The 22,048-nt window shown below is 58.8% G+C and carries 11 protein-coding genes; 9 read left to right on the top strand and 2 right to left on the bottom strand.

Annotation, left to right across the window (positions count from 1 at the left end; all coding sequences use genetic code 11):
• Positions 1-3 precede the first annotated feature (3 nt).
• The 6 genes from QNJ86_RS09175 (at position 4) to QNJ86_RS09150 (ending at position 7,110) form a co-directional block, all read left to right on the top strand.
• On the top strand, positions 4-1,524 hold the full coding sequence (locus tag QNJ86_RS09175; RefSeq protein WP_283832311.1) for a PSP1 domain-containing protein: 1,521 nt from the start codon (positions 4-6) through the stop codon (positions 1,522-1,524).
• Positions 1,524-2,978 (top strand): nicotinate phosphoribosyltransferase, encoded by a 1,455-nt coding sequence (locus QNJ86_RS09170; RefSeq protein WP_283832310.1) that lies wholly within the window; start codon positions 1,524-1,526, stop codon positions 2,976-2,978. The genes QNJ86_RS09175 and QNJ86_RS09170 overlap by 1 nt, the downstream gene beginning before the upstream one ends.
• A 63-nt stretch (positions 2,979-3,041) precedes the next feature.
• The gene (locus QNJ86_RS09165; protein ID WP_283832309.1) at positions 3,042-3,944 is read left to right on the top strand and encodes a DegV family protein; all 903 of its coding nucleotides are present in this window, start codon (positions 3,042-3,044) and stop codon (positions 3,942-3,944) included.
• Between the two features lie 56 nt (positions 3,945-4,000).
• On the top strand, positions 4,001-4,927 hold the full coding sequence (locus tag QNJ86_RS09160; RefSeq protein WP_283832308.1) for a DegV family protein: 927 nt from the start codon (positions 4,001-4,003) through the stop codon (positions 4,925-4,927).
• Positions 4,928-4,982: 55 nt separating this feature from the next.
• Positions 4,983-5,933 carry an NAD(P)-binding domain-containing protein gene (locus QNJ86_RS09155; protein WP_283832307.1) on the top strand — a complete coding sequence of 317 codons (951 nt, stop codon included), beginning with the start codon at positions 4,983-4,985 and terminating at the stop codon, positions 5,931-5,933.
• 160 nt (positions 5,934-6,093) lie between these two features.
• A complete protein-coding gene (locus tag QNJ86_RS09150) occupies positions 6,094-7,110 on the top strand; it encodes a radical SAM protein (RefSeq protein WP_347278123.1) in 1,017 nt (338 codons plus the stop codon).
• Between the two features lie 19 nt (positions 7,111-7,129).
• On the opposite strand, the gene QNJ86_RS09145 is transcribed toward QNJ86_RS09150, so the two are convergent.
• Together QNJ86_RS09145 and QNJ86_RS09140 are read right to left on the bottom strand one after the other, a co-directional pair.
• The gene (locus QNJ86_RS09145; protein WP_283832305.1) at positions 7,130-8,095 is read right to left on the bottom strand and encodes a TIGR03915 family putative DNA repair protein; all 966 of its coding nucleotides are present in this window, start codon (positions 8,093-8,095) and stop codon (positions 7,130-7,132) included.
• Between the two features lie 50 nt (positions 8,096-8,145).
• On the bottom strand, positions 8,146-9,690 hold the full coding sequence (locus QNJ86_RS09140) for a putative DNA modification/repair radical SAM protein (RefSeq protein WP_283832304.1): 1,545 nt from the start codon (positions 9,688-9,690) through the stop codon (positions 8,146-8,148).
• Between the two features lie 327 nt (positions 9,691-10,017).
• Here QNJ86_RS09140 and QNJ86_RS09135 point away from each other — a divergent pair, with 327 nt between their 5' ends.
• The 3 genes from QNJ86_RS09135 (at position 10,018) to QNJ86_RS09125 (ending at position 21,996) form a co-directional block, all read left to right on the top strand.
• Entirely contained in the window at positions 10,018-10,290 is a 273-nt protein-coding gene (locus QNJ86_RS09135; RefSeq protein ID WP_283832303.1) for a hypothetical protein, read from the top strand.
• 161 nt (positions 10,291-10,451) lie between these two features.
• Positions 10,452-12,416 carry a hypothetical protein gene (locus QNJ86_RS09130; protein ID WP_283832302.1) on the top strand — a complete coding sequence of 655 codons (1,965 nt, stop codon included), beginning with the start codon at positions 10,452-10,454 and terminating at the stop codon, positions 12,414-12,416.
• A gap of 652 nt (positions 12,417-13,068) precedes the next feature.
• Positions 13,069-21,996 carry a leucine-rich repeat protein gene (locus tag QNJ86_RS09125; protein ID WP_283832301.1) on the top strand — a complete coding sequence of 2,976 codons (8,928 nt, stop codon included), beginning with the start codon at positions 13,069-13,071 and terminating at the stop codon, positions 21,994-21,996.
• Positions 21,997-22,048: the final 52 nt, after the last annotated feature.

Here is a 22,048-nt window from a genome sequence, read left to right as displayed (position 1 = left end):
AACATGGTTCGGATAGCGCCGGTAAGACTGGCCTACAACCCGAAAACGCTCTGGTTCGACGCAGGCGAGCTGGAACTGAACAAGAACGACGCCGTGGTGGTGTCGACGGCGCGCGGCCTGGAGTTCGGCTCGTTGGCTGAGGACGTATTCGAAGTGGACGAAGAACAGGTGAAGAAGCTAAAGAGCCCGCTCAAGCCCGTGAAACGTCTGGCTGATGACGAGGACGCCCAGCGCGCCGAGGAAATGCGTCGCCGCTCGGAAGAGGCGCTGCCGATATTCAAAGAGCTGGCCGCCGAGGCGAGCGAAGACATGCACCCGGTGTCGGTGGAATTTCTGTTGGATGGCGACAAGGCCGTGTTCTACTTCGAAGCCGAAGAGCGTGTGGACTTCCGTGACCTAGTGCGCAAACTGGCCTCGCGGTTCCACGTGCGCATTGACATGCGCCAGATTGGCGTGCGCGACGAGGCGCGCATGGTGGGCGGCCTGGGCCACTGCGGCCAGGAACTGTGCTGCAAGCGCCTGGGCGGCGAGTTCTGCCCCGTGTCCATCCGCATGGCCAAGGAGCAGGACCTCTCGCTCAACCCGCAAAAGATTTCCGGCGTGTGTGGCCGCCTCATGTGCTGCTTGCGCTACGAATTCGACGCATACAAGGACTTCAAGAGCCGTGCGCCAAAGCAAAACGCCAGCGTGGAAACGCCCGTTGGCACGGCGAAAGTGGTCGACTTGGACGTGCCGCGCGAGGTGATATCGCTCAAGGTGGACGGCGAGAAGCCCGTGAAGGTGCCGCTCGCCGACTTCGAGCCGCCCGAGGAAGGCATGACGCGCCCCAACCGTGTGGGTAAAGAGGCGTGGGAAGTCGCCACCACGCAGGCCGTGCTGGGCATTGCAGGCGAATCGACGTTCCTCACCTCCCAGTTCACGGGCCAGGACAAGCTGGCCGACCCCTCAAACGTGCGGCGCACGGGAACGAACAGCAAAAGCGGGCAGAAGCCGCGCAACGGTGCAAGCAAGAATGGCGGGTCCTCCGCCAGCAAGAGCGCACCCGCGCCCACCGAGGCGCGCAAGCCGCGGCGTCGCTCCACAAAGGTGGCGGCCGATGGCACCACGCGCCAGGTAGACGTGGGCGAGAGTGCCGAAAAGCGCAAGAAGCAGGGTAGCGCGGCCGCGGGTGCAAATGGCGCCGCTCCGAAGAAGCAGGGCGCGAAACGACCTGGTCAGGGCTCCAAGAAGAACGCACCGCGCGGTGGTGCGGCCGGTTCTGGCCCCGGGGCCGCGCAAGCGTCTGGAACTGCCAAGAAGCAGGGCGTGAAGGGAACGCAGGGTCAGGCCAAGCAGGGTCCGCGTCCCGGTCAGCGCTCGTCGGGCTTGCGCCAGGGACAGGCGGCGGCGCAGGTAAAGGGCGCGGGTGGCAACGGCGGCGGTGCCAACAACAACGGGGGCGAAGGTGGTCATCGCCGCGCGCGCCGGCGCAACCATCGCCCCAACAATGACGCGCCAAGTGCAGGTCAGGGCGGCGAGTCGTAATGAATATTGATTACGCGCTGCTCACCGACCTGTATCAAATCACCATGGCGCAGGGCTACTGGCAAAGCGGCAAGAACGCCACTGAGGCTTGCTTCCACATGTACTTCCGCGACTACCCGTTCAAGGGCGGGTTCGCGGTGGCGTGCGGCATGGCTCAGCTGGCAGAACTCGTAGACACCTTCGCGTTCTCGGAGGAAGACCGCGCATATCTGGCTTCGCTTGACGCGCCGGGCGGCGGTAAGCTGTTCGACCCTGCGTTCTTGGAGCAGCTGGCGGACTACCACCTGTCGGTGGACATTGACGCCGTGCCCGAGGGCACCGTGGTGTTCCCGCATGAGCCACTGGTGCGTGTGACTGGTCCCATCACCGACTGTCAGCTTATCGAAACCGCGCTTCTGAACTGCGTAAACTTCGAAACGCTTATCGCTACGAAGGCGGCGCGCGTGTGCTTGGCGGCGGGCTCGCCCGTGGCGGAGTTCGGCCTCAGGCGCGCACAGGGTGCAGCAGGGGGCGTGTGGGCGAGCCGCGCGGCGGTGGTGGGCGGCTGTGCCTCCACGTCAAACGTGCTGGCCGGCAAGCTGTTCGGCGTGCCGGTGTCGGGCACGCACGCGCACTCGTGGGTCATGTCGTTTCCTGATGAACTCACGGCGTTTCGCGCGTACGCCGAGGCATTCCCCAAAAACTGCATCCTGCTGGTGGACACCTACGACGTGGAGCAGGGCGTGAAGAATGCCATCACGGTGGGCCTGGAAATGCGCGAGCGCGGCGAGCGACTGGCTGGTATCCGCATCGACTCGGGCGACCTTGCGTGGCTCGCGAAGATGGCGCGGCGCATGCTGGACGAGGCGGGACTCACCGACTGCGGCATTGTACTCTCCAATGACCTGGACGAATACACCATTCAATCCATTCACGACGAGGGTGCTCAGGTGATGTCGTGGGGCGTGGGCACGAAGCTGGCCTGCGCGTTCGACCAGCCTACGCTTGGCGGCGTGTACAAACTTTCCGCCACGCGCGAGCCGGGCGAGGCCACGTGGCGCGACCGGTTGAAAATTTCCGAATCGGCCGCGAAGCTGACCACGCCGGGCGTGCTGGACGTACGCCGCTACTATCATGACGACGGGCGCATTGCCGGCGACATGGTGTTCGACGTGAACACGGGCGTGGGGGAGCGCGAGATTATCGTGGACCCCTCCGATGACCTGCGCCAAAAACGGCTTTCTGGCAAGCGATTCGAAACGCTGCTGGCCCCGCTGGCGCGCGAAGGCCGCACGGTGCTTCCCGCCGCAGGTCGCGATGCCATGGTGGCACGTGAGCGTGCGGCCGCTCAGCTGGCCATGCTCGACGAAAGTCAGAAGCGCATGCTCAACCCCCACACCTATCCGGTGGGCCTTGAATATGGTCTTTTTGAGCGCCGTCGCGAATTGGTTGCCCGCATGCGTGGTATTGCGTAGTTTAATGAGTGCACTGTAAGCCCGCGCCTCGCGCGCACGATCCCTCAAGGTAAGGTCGGTGACATGATTAGAATACTCACGGACTCGGTTGCCTCCATTCCCGCAGAAGACGCGCGGAAGGTGGGCATTGAAGTGGTCACGCTGTACGTGAACCGCGACGGGCAGGAACTCGCCGACTCGGATATCGACCTCGATGCCTTCTACGCTGACATCTACGACATGGTGAACGACATTCCCACGTCGAGCCAGCCTTCGCAGCACACGCTGGAAGGCCTGTTCGAGGACGCGGCGCGAGCGGGAGACGAGGTGCTGGGTATCTTCATTTCCACGGGGCTTTCGGGCACGTACGAGGGTGCCGTGCGCGCGGCGCGTGCGGTGAAGGCGCGCTGCATCGACTTCTCTTACGCGCTCATTGATTCCTCGTCGTGCGGCTATGACGAGGCGTGGCCGGTGTTCGACGCCGTGGCGGCGCGCGAGGCGGGCGAAGACTTGGCCGGATGCGCGCGGGCGGTGCTGCGCGGCATCGAATCCACGCGCTTTCTGTTCACGCCGGAGACGCTCACGTTTTTACAGAAGGGCGGGCGCATCGGCAACGCGGCGGCGCTTCTGGGTAACCTTATTCAGCTGTCGCCTGTGCTCACCGTAACCGACGGCTCAGCTACCACGCTGGCAAAAGTGCGCACGCGCAAAAAGGCGCTCGAGAAAATTGTGCAAACGTTCAAAGACGACGTGGAGGCGCACGGCTTGAAGAATGTGGTCGTGCACTATATTGGCGACAAGACGCCCGCCGTGGTGTGGGCGCGCGAAGTGATAGAACCGCTGTTGGGGCGCAGTGTGGACGTACTGCCCGTGAGCCCGGTCATCGGATTGCACGTGGGGCCGGCCGTGGGCATTGCTTACGAATGCGCGCACGCGCTGGCGGGTAAGCTGACCAGGCCGGTACAGGCGCGGCTGTGCACATCGTGACGGACGCGCAGCCTACACGCACCAACAATCAAACGCTGAAGGAGAGGGACTCCTCGATGGAATGCGCTTGCAATCTCATTATTGATTCGTGCTGCGATCTGCCTTTTGAACTGGTGGATCGCGACGGAGTGGAACTCATAGAGTTTCCCTATATTTTGAGTGATGGACAGCATGCCGACGACTTGTATCGTACCTCGTCGGCCCACGATTTTTACGAGGGCATGCGCAAGGGGGAAGAACCCACCACAGCGCAGGTGCCCGTGCCGGTGTTTCGCGATGCCTTTGAGCGCGCGGCGAAAAGCGGCGTACCCACGGTGTACCTGAGTTTTTCGAGCGGGCTTTCCGGCAGCTTTGATGCGGCAGCGCTCGTGCGTGATCAGGTGTTGGCCGAACATCCGGAGGCTGAGTTGCACCTGGTGGACACCCGGTTGGCGTCGGTCGCCGAGGGGCTGTTGGTGCATGAGGCGCTGAGGCAGCGCGAGCGGGGTCTCACAGCGCGTGAGCTGGCGCAGTGGGCCGAAGAGGCGCGCAACTTCGTGGACGCCGAGTTTATGGTGGAAGACTTGGAGGCGCTGCGTCGCGGTGGACGCATTCCGGGTTCGGTGGCCTACGCTGGCTCAAAGCTGGACGTGAAGCCCCTGCTCAATATTGCGCTCGACGGGAAGTTGTCGCTTTCCGGCGTGGCACGCGGACGCAAGAAGGGCCTCAAGCAACTTGCCGAGTACTTCGAGCGTCGGCGGGCAGAAAAGGGGCCGGGTCAGGTGGTTGTGGTGGCTCACGCTGATTGCGCGAAAGATGCCGAGCGCCTGAAAGAGGCGCTGGTCAAGGTGGACGACACCGTGCTCATTTTGGAGTGCAACATCGGGCCCGTTATTGGCTCGCACGTGGGGCCCGGCATGGTGGCCGTGGTATTTTGGGGCAACGACAAGCGCGAAGAGCTGTCGGTGGCCGATCGCATTGCCAAGAAAGTGAAGCAAAGTTAACATCCGCAGACGCGGGGAAGGCGTGCGGTGGTGCGCCTGGGAAAGGGACAGACGCATGGATAAGCGTTATGCATATAGCGGAAACGATACGGTGGGCGCTCTGGTGCAGACTGGCCTGTCCGCCGCGGGGTACACGCGCACGACCGACGTGGCAAGCGCGGATGTGGTGCTGACGTACTGCACGTCGCAGACGGCATTGGAAGATGCGTACTTCGACGAGGATGGCATCGTGCAGGCTGCGCGGCCAGGCACCTTGCTGGTGGATTTGTCTGCCGCCACACCCAGTTTCGCGCGCGAACTGAACGCGGTGGCTGTGGTGAGCGAGTTGGCGGCCGTCGAGGCCCCGCTGGTGGTGGCGAACGTGGCGCTGCCCGATGCCTTTGCCGACAAGGCGAACCTCATGTGCCTGGTGGCAGGCGAGGAAAAGGACGTTGCTGCCGCCCGTCCGTTGCTGGAAGAGTTGGCGGGAGACGTGCAGGAGACGGGTGGCTCGGGTTCGGCGCAGCTGGCGCGTGCGGCGTACACGCTGCAGGCGTCGGCGCAGATTATGTCTGCCATTGAGGCAGATGCGCTCTATCATGCGGTGCAGCGTTCGGCGTCATCGGTTGAAGGGCCGGTGGGACGCGCGGGTGCGACCTCGCCCGAGGCTGAACAGGTGCTTTCCGCAGTGAGCGAAGGGCGTTTTACCGGCACGTACACGGTGGAGATGCTGATGGCGGAGCTGTCTGCCGCACTCATGGCTGCCGATGACGTGGATCTTATTCTGCCGCAGGCCGAGGCGTGCTTGCATCTGCTGGAGCTTCTGGCCGTGATCGGCGGTGCCGATAAGGCCCCGGCTGCGCTTGCGCTGGTGTACGGCGAGGAAGCAGCCTGCGCCGAAAACGGCCTCGACTGGACCCGCGCCGAACAAGCCTACGGCGGCGAAGCCGACGAGGATGACGACTACGACTACGACGTAAACCCCGACGACTTCCCGGGAGGCTTCGGCGCCTATTCAGCCAACTGAGGCATTCCAAGTAGAGCACTGGAAGACGCCCCCTTCTTGTCATCCTGAGCGGAGGCGCGTAGTGCCGGAGTCGAAGGATCCCGTGTGGTGTCAACTGGGAATCTTCCTGCTGGCGCCTCACGGGATCCTTCGACTACGCGCCTACGGCGCTCCGCTCAGGATGACAAAAGGGGTGTTTCGCCAGATAGGGCGATATGTGTGGCTTGTTTTGGGGGTCGGTGGCTGTATGCAAAGTAATCAACTTACTTCTTGTGACGTGTGTCCGCGAGGGTGCGGGGTTAATCGCGCGGCGGGGGAGCGAGGGGTTTGTGGGGCTGGCGACACCCTGGTGGTGGCGCGCGCGGCCCTGCATTTTTGGGAAGAACCGCCAATCAGCGGGGAACGCGGCAGTGGAACGATCTTCTTTGCGCACTGTCCGCTGCGGTGTGTGTATTGTCAGAATGCGGTTATCGCCGCTGGTGAAGCGGGCCGTGCGGTCACGGTAGAGCGACTTGCGGAGATGTGTCTGGAGCTGGAAGCACAGGGCGCGCTCAACGTGAACTTTGTGACGCCCACCCATTACGCATGTGAAGCGCGGGTGGCAGTGGCGCAGGCGCGCGAGCGCGGGTTGACGGTTCCGGTGGTGTGGAACACGTCGGGCTACGAAACCGTGGAAGCCGTGCGGGCGAATGCGAGTACGGTGGACGTCTATCTGACTGACTTCAAGTATGCTGACGCGTGCTTGGCTGCGCGTTATTCGCAGGCACCCGACTACCCTGAAGTGGCGCTCGCGGCGCTTGATGAGATGGTGGCGCAGACGGGCGAACCGGTGTTTGACGAGGTGGACGGCCTGCCGCGTCTCGTACGCGGTACGGTGGTGCGTCACTTGATGCTGCCGGGGGCGCTGGAGGACTCCAAGCGCATCGTGCGTCTGGTGCATGAACGCTACGGGCGGCAGGTGTTGCTTTCGCTGATGAATCAGTACACGCCCGTGTTGGTTGATGCGGCCGCTGCGGGCAACAAGCGTGCGCAGATCGCGCTGGTCGAGAACCCCGAGTTGGCTCATCGTGTACCTGATGAAGACTACGAGCGTTTGCTCGATTTCGCCGATGAACTGGGCGTGGAAGACTACTTTTGGCAAGAAGGCGGTGCCGCCGAAGAAAGCTTCATCCCACCCTTTGATCTTACGGGTGTTTAAGAGTTCCGGCGCGTCACATCTACCCTCGCCAGAGGCGTTCGGGGGTGGTGGTTGGTGGGGCGAGGTCGGTGCCGGGGAGGTCTTCGTGCATCTCGACGATGTTTTTCCACAGGCGCTTGGGCATGAACTGGCGGCGGAGTTCGGGGTTGTAGCGTGCTTCAACGGCTACGGTGCGATAAAACCGTTTCCAGGCTGCTTGCATGAGTTGTTCGTCGGCGGCGCGGTCGGGCACGTTCAGCTGATCAGTGCGCACGAGATACCACTCGCGACCTTCGTACACGCCTGCGAGGTTATGCACCTCATCGTAGATGATGAACGGCTGAATGTTGAACCGCGCGCTAAAGTAGTCCATGAGCAGGGGCACCACCGACGCAGAGGGGTTGCAGCGCGCGAGCCACACCCCGTTCTCCAAGTGCTCGAAACGCAAAAACTGAATCATGCGGTGGCGCTCGTTGCCGACGGCGCGCACGAGGCGGTGCAAGGGAGCCACAGCAGGGTGCGCCAGGTCACCCAGTACGCTTCCGGAAGCCTTACCCGTGCAGCCAACGGAGGCTGGCCCGCCGCTGTCCACCGGGCCAGCGCACGAGCGGCGCTTGCGACATCCTGTGCAGTCGTGTGGACGATTGGCCGCCATCGCATAGCGAATGAACCGGTACACAATGGTGCCCGCCTCCGGGTCGTCGGAAAGCGATGCCCGCACCACAGCATCATAGGCACCGTGTCCGCCCGCCCGCTTGACGCCGCGCTGTACCCGCAGAGCGCGCTCCATGTCGGTCTCAATGAAACGCACTGTCTGTCCGAGGCGCGGCTGTAGCTGGCCGTCGCGCACAATATCCTGCGGATCCTCGTGGCGGGCATATGCCTCGAACACGGCTGAAAGCAAACCCTCAAGCGAACCATCATGCACATAAGCCACGTCAACAAGCGGCTCTTCGTGTGCAACGGCGGTTGCACCCTTCTTTTCCTCCCGCACAGCTTCCGGCACGCCTTTCTTCCTTTCGCGCACTCCTTTCACCGAACTGCTCCCACTCTCGCTCATGCACAAGCCGCCTGGGGTTCCTCTAAGGCCCTCTGCCAGCCGAACGTGCCATCAGAGGGAGCAGCGGGCGCGAGTAAGCTCTGCGGCCCCGACAGCTTCTCTCCGTGCGTGCTCACACTCCCGCATTTCTCGCCGCGTTGCACACTCCTGTCCGCCCCCGCGCCGCCGAGCAAACGCCCACCCTCCGCGCTGCTTACCCCGCCCGCAATGCGCGCTTTCTCGGGGGTCTCCACACTTTCGAAGAGGCTCATCTGGCCGGGGCAGGCTTTGTCGGCGCGTCGACCATGATTGCCGCCCTTCGGCGGCGCGGCCAGCTGCGCGCGTAAGCCTTCGCGCGAGAAGTCAACGCCTTGCCCCGCATAGGTGCCATTGCAGGTGATGAAGAAACGGGCGCGTTTGTATGCAATGCCCAACTTGCGCAGTTCGCGCTCGCCAAGCGTGGTGGCGCGTCGCGCTCGGATAATGGAATGTGCGCCGCGCACGCCAATGCCAGGCACGCGCAGAAGTGCCTCAAGCGGTGCCTTGTTCACCTCCACCGGAAAAAAGTCCAGATTGTTCAGCGCCCAGTTTGCTTTTGGGTCCACCTCGGTGTCCAAGAATGGATGCTCTTCGTCGATGATTTCGGTCACATCAAAACGGTAGAAACGTAGCAGCCAGTCCGCCTGGTAGAGACGGTGTTCACGGTTTAGCTGAATAGCATCGGTACCCGGCAGGCGCGCATCATCATTCACCGGCGTATAGGCGCTAAAAAACACGCGTTTGAGAGACAGCGTGCGGTAGAGCGCCGCCGACAAATTCAATATGTGGAAGTCGCTTTCAGGTGTTGCTCCCACAATCATTTGGGTGGACTGCCCGGCGGGTGCGAACGCGCGCTCCTTTCTCTTGGGCCGCACCTGTTTCATGTAGGTAGTTTCCTTACGCATGAGCGCGCGTGTGTCTTTGTCCACCGCAATGCTGTCGCGGATTTGCCGCATAGGCGCCAGAATATGTTGTTTGTCCTTTTCGGGCGCAAGTAAGCGCAGGCTAGCCTGCGAGGGTAGTTCCATATTCACGCTCAAACGATCGGCCAGATGCCCCAGGCGCTCAACTAATTCAGGTGAGGTGCCGGGTACGGCCTTCGCGTGGATGTAGCCGCGAAAACCGTGTTCTTCGCGCAGAAGAGAAAGCGTTTGTATCATCAGCTCGGTGGTATAGTCGGGGTTCTTAATAACGCCGGAACTGAGGAAGAGGCCCTCAATGTAGTTGCGACGGTAAAACGCGATGGTGAGGTCGGCCAGCTCGCGCGGCGAGAAGGCCGCGCGTTTCACTTCGTTTGACGAGCGGTTCACGCAATAGGCGCAGTCGTAGACACATACGTTGGTCATGAGCACCTTGAGCAGCGTTATGCAGCGCCCGTCGGCCGAGAAACTGTGGCAGCAGCCGGCCGCCACCGCGCTGCCGAGTTTGCCGCGACTCGCGTCGCGGTCGATGCCGGATGAAGTACACGCTACGTCATACTTTGCTGCATCAGCGAGAACCTCAAGTTTTTCGATAAGTTCCATGCGCACGCCCGTTCGCCAGATCAAATGTTCGCGAGAATGTTTGTTCGCCCACTATATAAGAACGCGCGTACGGTGTCAAGGGTGGGTTGATGAGGGGTTTGATCAGCATAAACGTCCGAAAAGGAGCTTGGTCATGCTTCCTATCGAACTGTCAACAGCGATAACGTTTCACGTGTGACAATCGGTGATGTCCCATCGAGGGGATGGGTATTTACCTCTGAGGAGAAAGGAAACGACATGGGATCAGACGAGCGGCAAAAGCCGAATACGTGCCGTGCTTCGGGGGGCCGGCCTTCGGCGGAGCGAGGCTTAGGGGGAAGGTCCCGCATGGGAAGAAAGGGGGCAGAGGCGGCCGTAGCTCAGCTTTTGGACGATTACCAGGCGGTGCTCGATGACATGGCGCGCCGCTATGGCTACGGCGAAGATCAGACACGCCGACGTTTCGCGGAATTCTCCGAAGAGGACTGGCTGCTTTGGGACAGCAGCATGGCACGCATCGATGCGGTGTGCCAAGTGCTTGAACTTTTGGGATACCGCGTGGCGCGTTCGGCCGAGGGGTACTGGGTGGTGCGTCGCTGCTGGCTGAACAGAGCAGTCTAAGAGAGGGGTGCTTACGTACACTGCCGCCCTTAAATGGTGGATATATTCGCCATTTTAAGTACGAGCACGAGTTTCTTTGCTATGCTTGACGAAGATTGTCGTGCGCCAGAAAACGGGATACACAGGGCTGGCACGGCTGCGAGTTCGGAGAAAGTGAGCGTATGTCGAGCACCGGCGACGGATCGCTATCGTTGGAGAGCCTGTTCGCGTTTGTGGATGGGCTTTCCGACGGTGGTGGCGAAGTCGAGCAGAGCGCCGTTGAAACGCGCTCGGGGGAGCCGCAGGGCATCTCTGCTGAAGAGGGGGTCGAAACGCCACCCCTCGCGCAAGCATACCCAAATGCGCCGGTGGAAGAGTTCGCGCCGCATCCGTATGTGAGCAAGGAAGCCCTGGTTGAGCATGTGTTTGAGCTTCCGCTCGAGGCAGGCTGGCCCGTTGTGGCACCGTCGAGCGCTGCGGATGAAGTGGCGGCGCCTGCTCCGGTTGCTGAAGTGCCAGAGGCGGTTTATGCCGAACAGCCCGTGTGGCATGAGGAAGTTGTTGTGCCGGCTAAGCCGGTGCCGGCTTCTGGAGCGCCTGCTGAGGCGTTGTCTGCGGTGCCTTCTGAGGCGTTTGTCGCGTCGTCAGCGGCTCCTTCTGCGAACCTGGCTGATTTGGTGGAGTGGCCCGCGTTGGCAGTGTCGCCGCCGGGAGAGGTGCTGGCGCGCCTTGCAGAAACCGTTGATCTGGTGGAACCTGCCGAGCCAGCTCCGGTCGCATCTTCGCCTGAGTCGACGCAGCCGATTGTGCTTCCCGAATCTGTGCGCGGTGTGCCGACGGCAGAGGTGTCCGTGGCGGCACCCACACCGGTGGAAAATCCAAGTGCGCAGGCAGTAGTGCCTGCTCAGGCGGCGGAATCGCCGTGTGCTGGTATGGTGGTGCCGGCGAAAAGTTCTAGCGTTCCGGCCCATGCTGCCGTGCGTGGCAAGCATGCGGTCGAGCCCGAGTTGGTGGAGCGCTCGCTGGCTGCTCCAGCACAGATTCTCTTTCCCGATGGGCGCCGCTCGTTGGAGGAGTTGCGGGCGTCGGTTGAAAGTCGGCTGGATGAGATTACGCGTCAGCGGCTGGAAGAGGGTGCGGACGGTACCGCCGCAGCGCCGGGGACATCGGCGGCTACGCAAGCGTCGCCCACACCTGCATCCACTGCGCCGCAAACTGGGACCGCGTTTGATGGCGCGCTCAGCGTTGAGAGCCTGGGGGCTGCGCTCGGCGTAGACTTGAAGGATGAGGCCGCTGCTGGTTCCGCCGCCACGCCGGAAAACGCCACCGCTAGCGCTTCGTCGCCTGACGTAGATGCGCACCCGCGCGGGTCCTCCGAGATCACCCAGCCCACGCCTGAGGAAGGCGAGGCGGGAGCGCCCGCCGACGCGGAGTCGAGTGCTCTCTTCGACGAGCCCCCGGCCAGCATCAAGGAAAGCATGCGGGAAGCTGAGACGCTTCATCGTCGCGGCTTCAAGCTGAAGGTGGCGGCGGGATGCGTACTGGGTGCTGTGGCCCTTGCCGGCACAGTGTTTGTGGTGTCCCAGTCGAGCTGGTTGTTCGACATGCTGTCGTCCGGTCCGGGGGTGTCTGCGATCACAGAGCAGAACTCCGGTGACGACAACCAGGCGTCGCATGAAACGGAAACGCCTGATGGCGACCCGGTTAACAAGGAGGTTCCCGTCACCAAAGACGGCTCAACAACGAACAAGGGCACCTCGGACGACAAGGGTAATTCAGGGTCATCCAACCCGAAGGGGGCAACCACGTCCGATGACAAGCGCGACCTCTCCGGCACTGTGGTGTATCGCTATACCACCACGAGCGCCGCTGATGAGCAGCGCACCACCACCGAAACGGTGACGTTTGGCCGCGATGGCCTGTGTGAGACGTCGTCGCTGGAAGTGGGCTTCCCCGACGCCGCTGCCGCCGAAACCTTCTTCGCCGACATGCAGCGCGACTTCGGCGCCGCCTATCGCGAAGGTGCGGTTGACGGCTCCACCGTCCGCGCCACGCTCGACGTCTCCGCCAACAAACTGGACCGCGAATCCTACGAAGACCAACTTCGCATCAGCGTAGACGACCTGGTCATCGTCAAGAAATCCTAGGCATAAAACTTAAAGCAACCCCCTTGTCATCCTAGCAGAGGCGCGAAGCGCCGCAGGCGCTACCCCCCCCCCCTTTTTTTGCTGCGAAGCACCGCAGGCATCCCCCCCCTGTCATCCTGGGCGGAGGCGGCGAAGCCGCCGTATTCGAAGGATCCCGAGCGGTGCCAACCGTAAGACTTCCTGCTTATCGCCGCTCGGGATCCTTCGACTCACTTCGCTCACTCAGGATGACAAGAGGGGTAAGTTGTGAAGAAGTTGTGAATTCGTAGGACTTGTGGCTGATTAGCTACAGCATGGCTGGGGAATATGTTCTACCTGCGGTTATGACCTTGGGCACTCGCGCTCTTTCTCGTGATGGGGGAGCGCCGCCGCCCTTCACAATCCCTCGTCGCGTGCTACTATGCCGAACATATCCCGCATTTGTGGGGTATGTGCATCGGGAAATGCACTGGCTTTTGGAGTAAAGGGACAAGGGAATGAATTTCAACCGTCGAGCTGTACGGCTCGGCAGGGCTGCGTGCGCAGTGACGCTTGCGTGTGCCCTGACGACCGGTACTCTGCCTGCTTTTGCGGGCACTGCTGAATCCGAAAACCTCCGGGGGGGGGGGGGCTTTCTGAGCCTCTAGCCCCGGAAACCTCTGACGCTTCTGGCGTGGAGGAAGTTACTGATTCTTCGAACTCGAGTGGTGATACTGCTCAGTTCTCCCAACAGGTCCCACTCGACCAACCTTCCAACGAAAACAAAAACGAAAGTACTCCTGCGCAAGCTGCGGGTACTTCTGATGTGTCCGGCCAGGTAGCTGGCACAGTCGTGTTGCCGGCTGATGCCAATGCGGTGTCTATCGTAAGCGATGGTTTTGTTTTCAAAATCGACGACACCACCAAAACCGCGACCCTTGTGGGTTCGGCTGCGACACCGCCCAAGGGCGACTTGTTGGTTCCGGCATCCATCACCAGCGGTACCTCCACCTACGAGGTAACTTCCATCGCGAAGGATGCGTTCGCGAAGTGCTCGGAACTCACCTCCGTGTCGCTCCCGGCAACCCTGCGCGAGGTGGACCCCGACGCAGTTGCTGGTTGCTCTTCTCTCAAATCAATCGCCGTGAGCGCCAAGAGCGAGGCCTTCGCCTCGCACAATGGCATGCTCTTCACCAAAGACTACTCGCGTCTCCTGCTCATTCCCGAGGGCATGGAGGGTGCTGCCAACATCCCCGGTTCTACTACTACTGTTCCCGCCCAGGCATTGTCCCGATGCTATCTTATGGGCTCCTCACTCACTGCCGGGGATGGCAGCGCCGCATTTACCACGCTCAATGGGATGCTTTTCTCAAAAGACCTCAAGACCCTCGTTTCCTGCCCGCCGGCTATCGGGAACGCCGTCGTGCTACCTGCTGAGACTGAGACTATCGGCGAGTATGCCCTCGCCGGCTGCAAAGACCTGACCTCAATCACCGCACTCGGGAATGTGCGCGAGATCGACGCGACGGCCTTCACCGAAGAAGTCATAGCTACTGCCAAAGTTGCCCTCCCAGCAAGGGAGAGCAAAGCCGTCTGGGAACAAGTCGGCTTCCAACACTTCGCCGAAACTGCCGAACCAGGCGCAACATCACGCCCGGAAGCCGACGCTGAAACTGCAAGCGGCCTCATGTTCACGCTGCTTGATGACTACACCCTCTCAGTCACCTGGGAAGGTGCCGAAGACCCCATGCCCAACCTCGAAATCCCCGCATCCGCCGAGATCAACGGCGTTTCCTACCGCGTCTCAACCATTGCCGCCAACGCTTTCGCCAACCGCGGCTCACTCACGAGCGTGAAGCTCCCTACAAGCATCTCTATCATCGGTGAAACCGCTTTCGCAGGATGTGCCAACCTCACTGACATTCAACTCTCCGGGAATCTGTTCGAAATAGGCGAGCGCGCCTTCGAAGCCACGAGCCTCACAAACATTTGGCTCCCTGCGAGCGTACAATTCATCGGACCGCGAGCTTTCGCCTCTAGCGATTCACTAACGCGCATTGTGACCCTAGGCACCCCCGAAGTGGCCGACGACGCCCTCGCGAGCTGCGCCAACCTCTCCGTCTACTGCCCCTACAATGCAGAAGGCACCTACCCCTGGAACCTAGGCCTTCTCGCCAACAACAACCACTTGCTGCCCTACGGCCTGGCCTTTTCCGAAGAACCCCTCAGTCTCGAAGTAGGCCAGCAAGCCAACCTCTTCGAAGGTGGCACCTGTGAAGCTCCGAGTCCCGTGGAGCTTTCCTTCTCCTACGCCGCCAAGCCCCTCTCGGTTGACGAGCAAGGCACCACCACCGCCAAAGCCGAAGGCACCTCCGAGGTCACCGCAACCCTCACCCTCAACAATCAAGAACTAACCCGCGCCACCCGCACGGTAGAAGTAACGGCCGCTCCCGAGCCGCCTGAGGCACTCGAATCTCCGGTGCCTGCCACTCCCGATTCTTCCAGCTCCGAACAAGACTCAACCAACGACACTCCACACATCAACGAAACCCACACGTTGACCTCAAACGAAGTACCCGCCAACGACGCTGCTCTTGCAAATCTCTCCCTTGAGGACGAGTCCAACATCTCTCTTACCGCAGCACTCACCACCGGCGAGTCATTCCAACAGCGCGTTCCATCAGGTCAGATGCTTATCTTCACGATCCTTGCAAGTGATACCCCATCCGTAGAAGTAGCGGCTGTAAGAATTGGCGAACGCAACCTGGACGGTCCGGGTGATGTGGTGATTCCTGCCACAGTTACCAACAGCGGGGTTGAGTATTCCGTCGCGCGTATTGCTGAGCGTGGATTCAATGATTTCGGAAACCTAACCTCTCTCACGTTTGCTGCAGACTCACGCCTTGAATCATTTGGCTATCGCGCCGTCTACAATTGCGAAAATCTGACGTACGTCGAGATTCCTGAAGGCGTAACCACCTTGGAGCAAAATGCTCTTGCAGGAAATATGAGCCTTAAGTCACTTACCATACCAAATTCTGTTACTTCTCTTGGTGAGGGATTGTTCCTCTACAACTGCGCTTTGCGTCAGGTCACATTAGGGCAGGGAGTAACTGCTCTACCTGATTATCTTTTCGACAGCTGTACAGCCCTTGAAACCATCAATGTGCTAGGCAATGTTACTACCTTTTCTACTACCTCTTTCTACCGTACTGTTCCTTTTCAGACTGAAGTGCAAGTTCCCGCTGGTGATAAGGAGACCTGGATAAACTCAGGGTCGGATTTCTTGCTTAAAAACATCGTGGAGCAAGAAAACTCCGATGCTACGTATAACGTGGTGTTTGACGCGGCGGGTGGATATCCGGCCACTATGCAACTTTCTGTTCCCCAAGGCAAACCTATGGATATGCCCTCGATCTCGCGGGATGGGTATGGCCTGGAAGGTTGGTATGTTGTTGGTAGCGATGTTAAATGGAACTTCAATGATCCGATAACGGATAATTTGGAGCTTCGCGCTTTGTGGGTCGAGAAAGTATACGACGAAGCATCTGGTTTGAAGTTTTGTCTTAAGGAGGATGGCACGCTTTCTGTGGGTGCCATCGACCCTTTGCTTGTTGTTGGCGACTTTCGTATTCCTGAAAGTTATGAAATTGGAGGACTCCTACGTGAGGTCTCTGAAGTGGAACCTGGCGCTTTCCACTCTGCGTCAGATCTTGAACGTTTGGTTTTGCCAAAAACGATCCGCACCGTGGGGGTACATGCCTTCTCCAGGTGCAAGGCACTTAAAGAAGTGATTGTTGAACAAGATTCTGTTCTTGAGGTGATGGAGTCGGACGCCTTTAGTAACTGCGCATCCCTAACACATGTGGTGCTGCCAGATAGCCTTCGTATCTTGCGTCGTGCAGCCTTTCTCAATTGTAAAAAATTGGATACAGTTGAAATTGGCGCTCACTCAAAGCTTGAAGTTGTTGGTGATCAGAGCTTTATCAATTGTGCAGCACTCAAATCTTTCGACTTTCCAGCGACGGTGAAGCGTGTGGAATATGCGGCGTTTAAAGGTACCGGCCTCACGCAGGTCAATCTTCCCGAGAATTTGGAAAGTCTTGGTATTCATGCATTCTTGGACTGCGTGAATGCAAGTAGTCTTTCGCTGCCTTCGAAATTGACTGTCGTTGAAAATGAGGTTTTTCAAGGATGCTCGAATATCTTAACCATACATGCGTCCAGCTCTCTGTCGCACTTGGCTGATGCCCTGAAATCGACTTCGCTAGCAGTGTTCGATCCTGCAACCAGGGACGGCGCAACCATCGTGCTACCTGCCAAGTCCAAAGATGGAAGTGAAACGTACGAAGATATGAAAAGAGAGTGGGAAGGTTACGGCTTCTCAAAGTTCTCGCCCATGGGTGGACCCTTGCCTCTGGCAAATGACATCCCTGGTTCTCCCAATACCAATGAGGAAAAAGCTGGTTGGACGCTCTCCAGCGACGGCACGCTCACCATCCACAGCATCGAAAAGATCGCGAACCTTGCATGGGACTACAAGGGCGCAGAAATGAACACCCAATATTGGGGACCCGTTCGTTTGTTGGTAACCGCTGTTGACACGACAGGCATCGCATCCGTTGATACATCTACAGCGTGCTGGTTTCGAAGCATGCCGAACTTGGTAGATATCTCGCGGGCTGCAAAAATACCTGATGGAGTGACAGATGCGAACAACATGTTTGCTGAAACGGGTATTACCTCGATTCCAGCAGAATTATCATTTCCTCAGAATATCGAAGTTATAAATGCCTTATTTAATAAATGTTTATCGCTTAAATCAATTCCTGATTGGTTTAATTTGCCCGAAGGCATAAAAAACTGCGGCTATTTGTTTGGCTATAATCCAAATTTGACCGGGCTTCCGGCAAGTTTTCATATCCCGTCAACTGTCGAGCAAATGGCTGGTTTTTTCCGAGGATGGACATCGCTTACAGAAGTACCCTCAAACTTTGTTTTTCCTGATAACGTGCAGGATGTAACATCTCTTTTTGAAGAGTGTTCCAGCCTTGCCAGTTTGCCAGCAGATTTTAAGATCCCCGAAACGGTCACAGAGGCATCTTATATGTTCAGGCGCTGCAACAGTCTGGCTTCACTTCCTGAGAAATTTAGCATGCCTCAGACCGCCAGCTCGGAGCGAATCTTTTACAGTGATACATCAATGCCGCTCTATTACGCTGGTAACGATTCGGTACTCCTGAGGCAATCGGACGAGTGGTGGTCTGTGCTGAACCGCACCCTCATTACGCCAGCGAATAGGCCCGAGGGCGCGAGCACCATTACGCTCAATATAAAAACTGCAGGCGAAGCGGGCGAAGGAATGTTCTGGTCGGCTGTGCATACCGACGCTTCCGGCCTGCTTGCCGAACCTGCTTATGTTCCCTCGCGCCCTGGTATGGTGTTCACCCTGTGGTACACCGATCCGGAATGTACGCAGCGGGTGGACTTCTCGAAGCTCTTCAACGCAAACACCACTATCTACGGCAAGCTATCGCCGGGGACATTGGGTGGTACGCTGCCCTGCGTGGCTGGCACGGGCTCGGCTGCTTGGTCGCTCCCCGATGATGGCACGCTGTATCTTCGCGGCGCTGGCAAAGTCGATAATTTAGACTGGAGTCTTGCGCATCGGAAGGATCCGTCGAAAATCTCGGGTCACTGGTTGGACTATCGCAAAAACATTACCCGTGTCTCCATGACACCATCGTTGCGCGCAAATAACGTCAACTGTTGGTTCGCGGGCGCTGAGTCACTTACTGATGTGTCCGAGTTCTCTATTCCCCGGGGCGTGAACTCGACTAAGTTTCTGTTCTACTACTGCTATGCGCTGGAGTCTCTGCCGGATGGATTTACCATTCCCGAGGGCGTTACCAATGCAATGGATATGTTTACTGATACGAACTTGCGCGCGCTTCCTGAAGGATTCTCCCTTCCTTCGACGCTGTCGGAGGCGAGCGATATGTTTAATGGCCTTCCTTTCGAGGCGCTTCCGACAAACTTCCGCTTGCCTGAAGGCTTCAAGAACCCTGCGGGTATGTTCGCCAATACTGCGTTAGTGGCGCTGCCTGATGGTTTCTTGCTTCCTGAGTCGACTGAGCATTCTGATTATATGTTCTACAACTGCCCGCAGTTGCGCTCCCTTCCGAGAGGGTTCACTATTCCCCAGAAAGTAACTGACGTTAACCATATGTTCGCGGGGTGCTCTTCTCTCGCTGCGCTGCCTGATGGTTTCTCAGTACTAGCGACAAAGCCAGCCACTTGGGGTGATGCAGGTTATGCGAATATGTTCGAGGGGTGTACCCAGCTGACGTCGCTGCCTGCGGATATGGAACTTCAAGCTGAGGTGCTTACTGATCCTGCCAACATGTTCTTCTGCGACATTGCCGAAGGCGGTGCGCGCATTCCCGCCTACTACGCGGGAAGTAACGAAACCGTTCTCAACTACGACTGGACCAGCCAGAACCGTACGCTCATTACAACAGGTGAGGGGGCAGCTGATAAGGGATTGTATCCGGTTGAGTATAAGGTGATGAATCCGGATACGAACGTGTTCGAAACGTCAGCCTCTGCGTTCACAACGGGAGACGGTTTGGTGCCCGACCTGGGCACGCTGCAAAAGCTCGGCTACGGGTTCATTGGCTGGTTCGCTGACGAAGATTGCCTTGAGGCATTCGACTTCTCGCGTCCCGTCACAGGAGCAACCACGCTCTATGCCAAGTGGGCCAAGCACGGCGGTAAGGACACAGACGAAGGCATCCTGCCCACCGAAAACCCCGATGTCACCAAGGGTCAAGACGCCTGGTGGGGCATCGCCACCGACGGCGCCCTCCACATCGCGTGCGAAAACGGCAGCTCGGTTGCCAATCTTGGGTTCAAATACGACGTGCAAGCGGATAAATATTGGGAGCCGTATCTTAACGACGTGTATTCCCTTCGCATGGAGCGCAAGGTCAGAGCTCAGGATATGACCTCATGGTTCAAGAGAATGACAAACCTCACAACCATCGACAAAGGGTTCTTCTTCCCGGAGAACTGCGTCAGTGCACGTTGGCTCTTTTACTACAATACTGGACTGCAAACACTTTCGCAGGGTTTCTTTGATGGAGCGGTGGAGCTAAAAGATATTGGAGGAATGCTCCAAGGTTGCGCAGGTCTCGCTACTTTGCCTGATGACTTTGTTTTGCCAACGACAATTGACGCAACCTGGTGCCTGTTCTACGGAACGAGTATCAACACTCTTCCTGAAGGCTTCAAGCTGCATGAAAACTTGGCGTACTTTAACTCAATGTTTGCGTATTGTAAAAACCTTACGACGCTTCCCGAGGATTTCAAAATTCCCTCGACGGCTTCCGATATGAAATTCATGTTTTATACTTGCCCCAAACTGACGGCGCTCCCTGCGCATCTGTTTGAGAATGTCATCAAGATGCCTGCGGACGGCGAATTGCGGAAAAATCTGAAGCAGGGATGGGACGTATTCGGGTTCAAGGATGGGTCATCGCTGAAGCCAGATCCCGATCCACTGCCAACGTATTTCCCCGCGAGCAATGAAGAGATTGCCCTGATTGAGGATTGGAGCGCGCAGCACCGCACCATCGTGAAGGCCGATGACTCTAATCGCCAGCACATCGCTAGCCTGAGGCTGCCCGATGACGCGGGTGCCTATCCCACGGTGTGGAAGAGGTTGTACGCGAACAAAAGCAACATCATTACTGTTGAGCCATCCGCTGCACCCCGTGCCTTCCAAACCTTCAAAGGCTGGTATCTGAACGAGGAATGCACGAATCCCGCCACATTCCCGCTAACACTCGGCGAGGACATCTACCTCTACGCACTCTACGAAACAACCGGCGGCACGCTACCCACCATCAATCCCGACGGCACCGAGGGTCAGGGAGCGCAGTGGTTGTACGACCAGGACACCCATGTCCTGAAGATTGAGGCCACCGTGCCTGGCGCGAAAATAAAGAAGCTGTTCCAGACTCCTAGCAATGCTCATAGCTCTCCAACGACTGGCTACTGGTCGCCGTTTAGGGCGCAGGTTGAAAAAGTCCAGATGAGTGACGGCCTCCTTGTTGGTGGTGACGATGGAGTGTCTGGAGACATGGACTATTGGTTCTCTGGAATGCAAAAGCTGACAAGCCTTGATGGGGTGTACGTGCCCGAGGGCACGGTGTCACTCGACCATACGTTTAATGTGTGCACGTCGCTCACTGCCCTTCCGGAAACTTTTACGCTGCCCGATTCGGTCACCGATATGACAGGTACGTTTAGAAGGTGCAAACTCAAAACCCTGCCTGACGGGTTCAAACTTCCGCCGCACCTTAAAGAGGCTGTCATCATCTTCGGCGAGAACTTCGAACTTGAGTCTCTTCCGGAAGGTTTTGCCTTGCCAGAAGGGGTGAACAATGCACACTATCTGTTCTGGAATTGCTCGAAGTTAAAGCAGCTGCCGAGTTCGTTCTTGCTGCCAGAGGGCCTCTCTAACGCATCAGCCATGTTCGGGGGTTGCGCGGCTTTAACCTCGCTGCCGGCTGGGTTTACCATTCCAGCAAGCACTAACCAGGAAAAGAAGATCGATCTCTCGTTCATGTTCTCCAGATGCGCGACGCTTGCGACACTGCCTGAGGGATTCTCTATTGGAGATTTATCCCGCGTCGCTACTGTTTTTAACATGTTTGAAAGCTGCTCATCGCTAACTTCGCTGCCAGCATCCCTTGACCTGACGGGGCTGCAGGGCGTTTCAGGCGTGGAGACTCTGTTTGCCCCTGCTGCTGATGCCACTGAGGTTACCACTTACTATGCAGGCTCCGATCTGGCTAAACTCTCCGTCGATGGCGGCGATGCGACTGCGGCGGAGGCCTACTGGAAGGATAACTATAAGCGCAATCTGGTGGTTACCAATGGTGGCACGAGCATGCCTGAGGGCACCTGCACAGTAAACTTCATGATCCCCGATACTACCGGCAACTCCAATTACACGCTGTGGCAAAGCGTGGTGGTGGCGCGAGGCAGCACGCTGGTCGACCCGCAGCTGGCATCGCGTTACGGCGTGGCCTTCGAGGGCTGGTTCGATGGGGAAGGTAAAGAGGTGGTGTTCGGCACCACAATCGAGCCGAACACACCAACCATGACGCTGTACGCGCGCTTCACCGCTCCCATCCTGAAGGCAACGGCGCCCGCCTCCGCTAAGATCACGGTTGACGCGTCGGGCACTATCACCAAAGCGCCCCTGCGACTGACGTCTCAGACCGCCGCTCCCGTGTGGGTGTCTCAGGCGGTAGCTACCCCCAACATCGAGGCCGACACCGCAGTAAAACCGAGCGCTCTTGCGGATCTGTCTCTGGTAATGAGGCCGCCAATAGGGAAGGGAACACTGGTCATTTTTCTGGATGGAGGGATTTCCAGGCCAACGCGAGATGATACCTTCACCATCCCCACCGCAACGGGCGTCGCAACCCCTGGCGTGCTGGATTGCTCCATCGACGTAGAAGGCCTGAACCCCGCCGACGTCCTCTTCCACCGCGACGGCCTCTCCACCGGCCTAGCCGACATAACCTTCACCTTCGAACTAGCCAAATAGCAAATCTCTCCCCGCCTGCCTTCTCGCAGGCGGGGACAATCTTTGTGCCCCA

This window comes from Gordonibacter faecis, from assembly GCF_030077735.1.
Taxonomy (GTDB): Bacteria; Actinomycetota; Coriobacteriia; order Coriobacteriales; family Eggerthellaceae; genus Gordonibacter; species Gordonibacter faecis.
The sequence above is the reverse complement of the archived record's forward strand: the minus strand, read 5'-3'. Positions and strand labels throughout refer to the sequence as shown.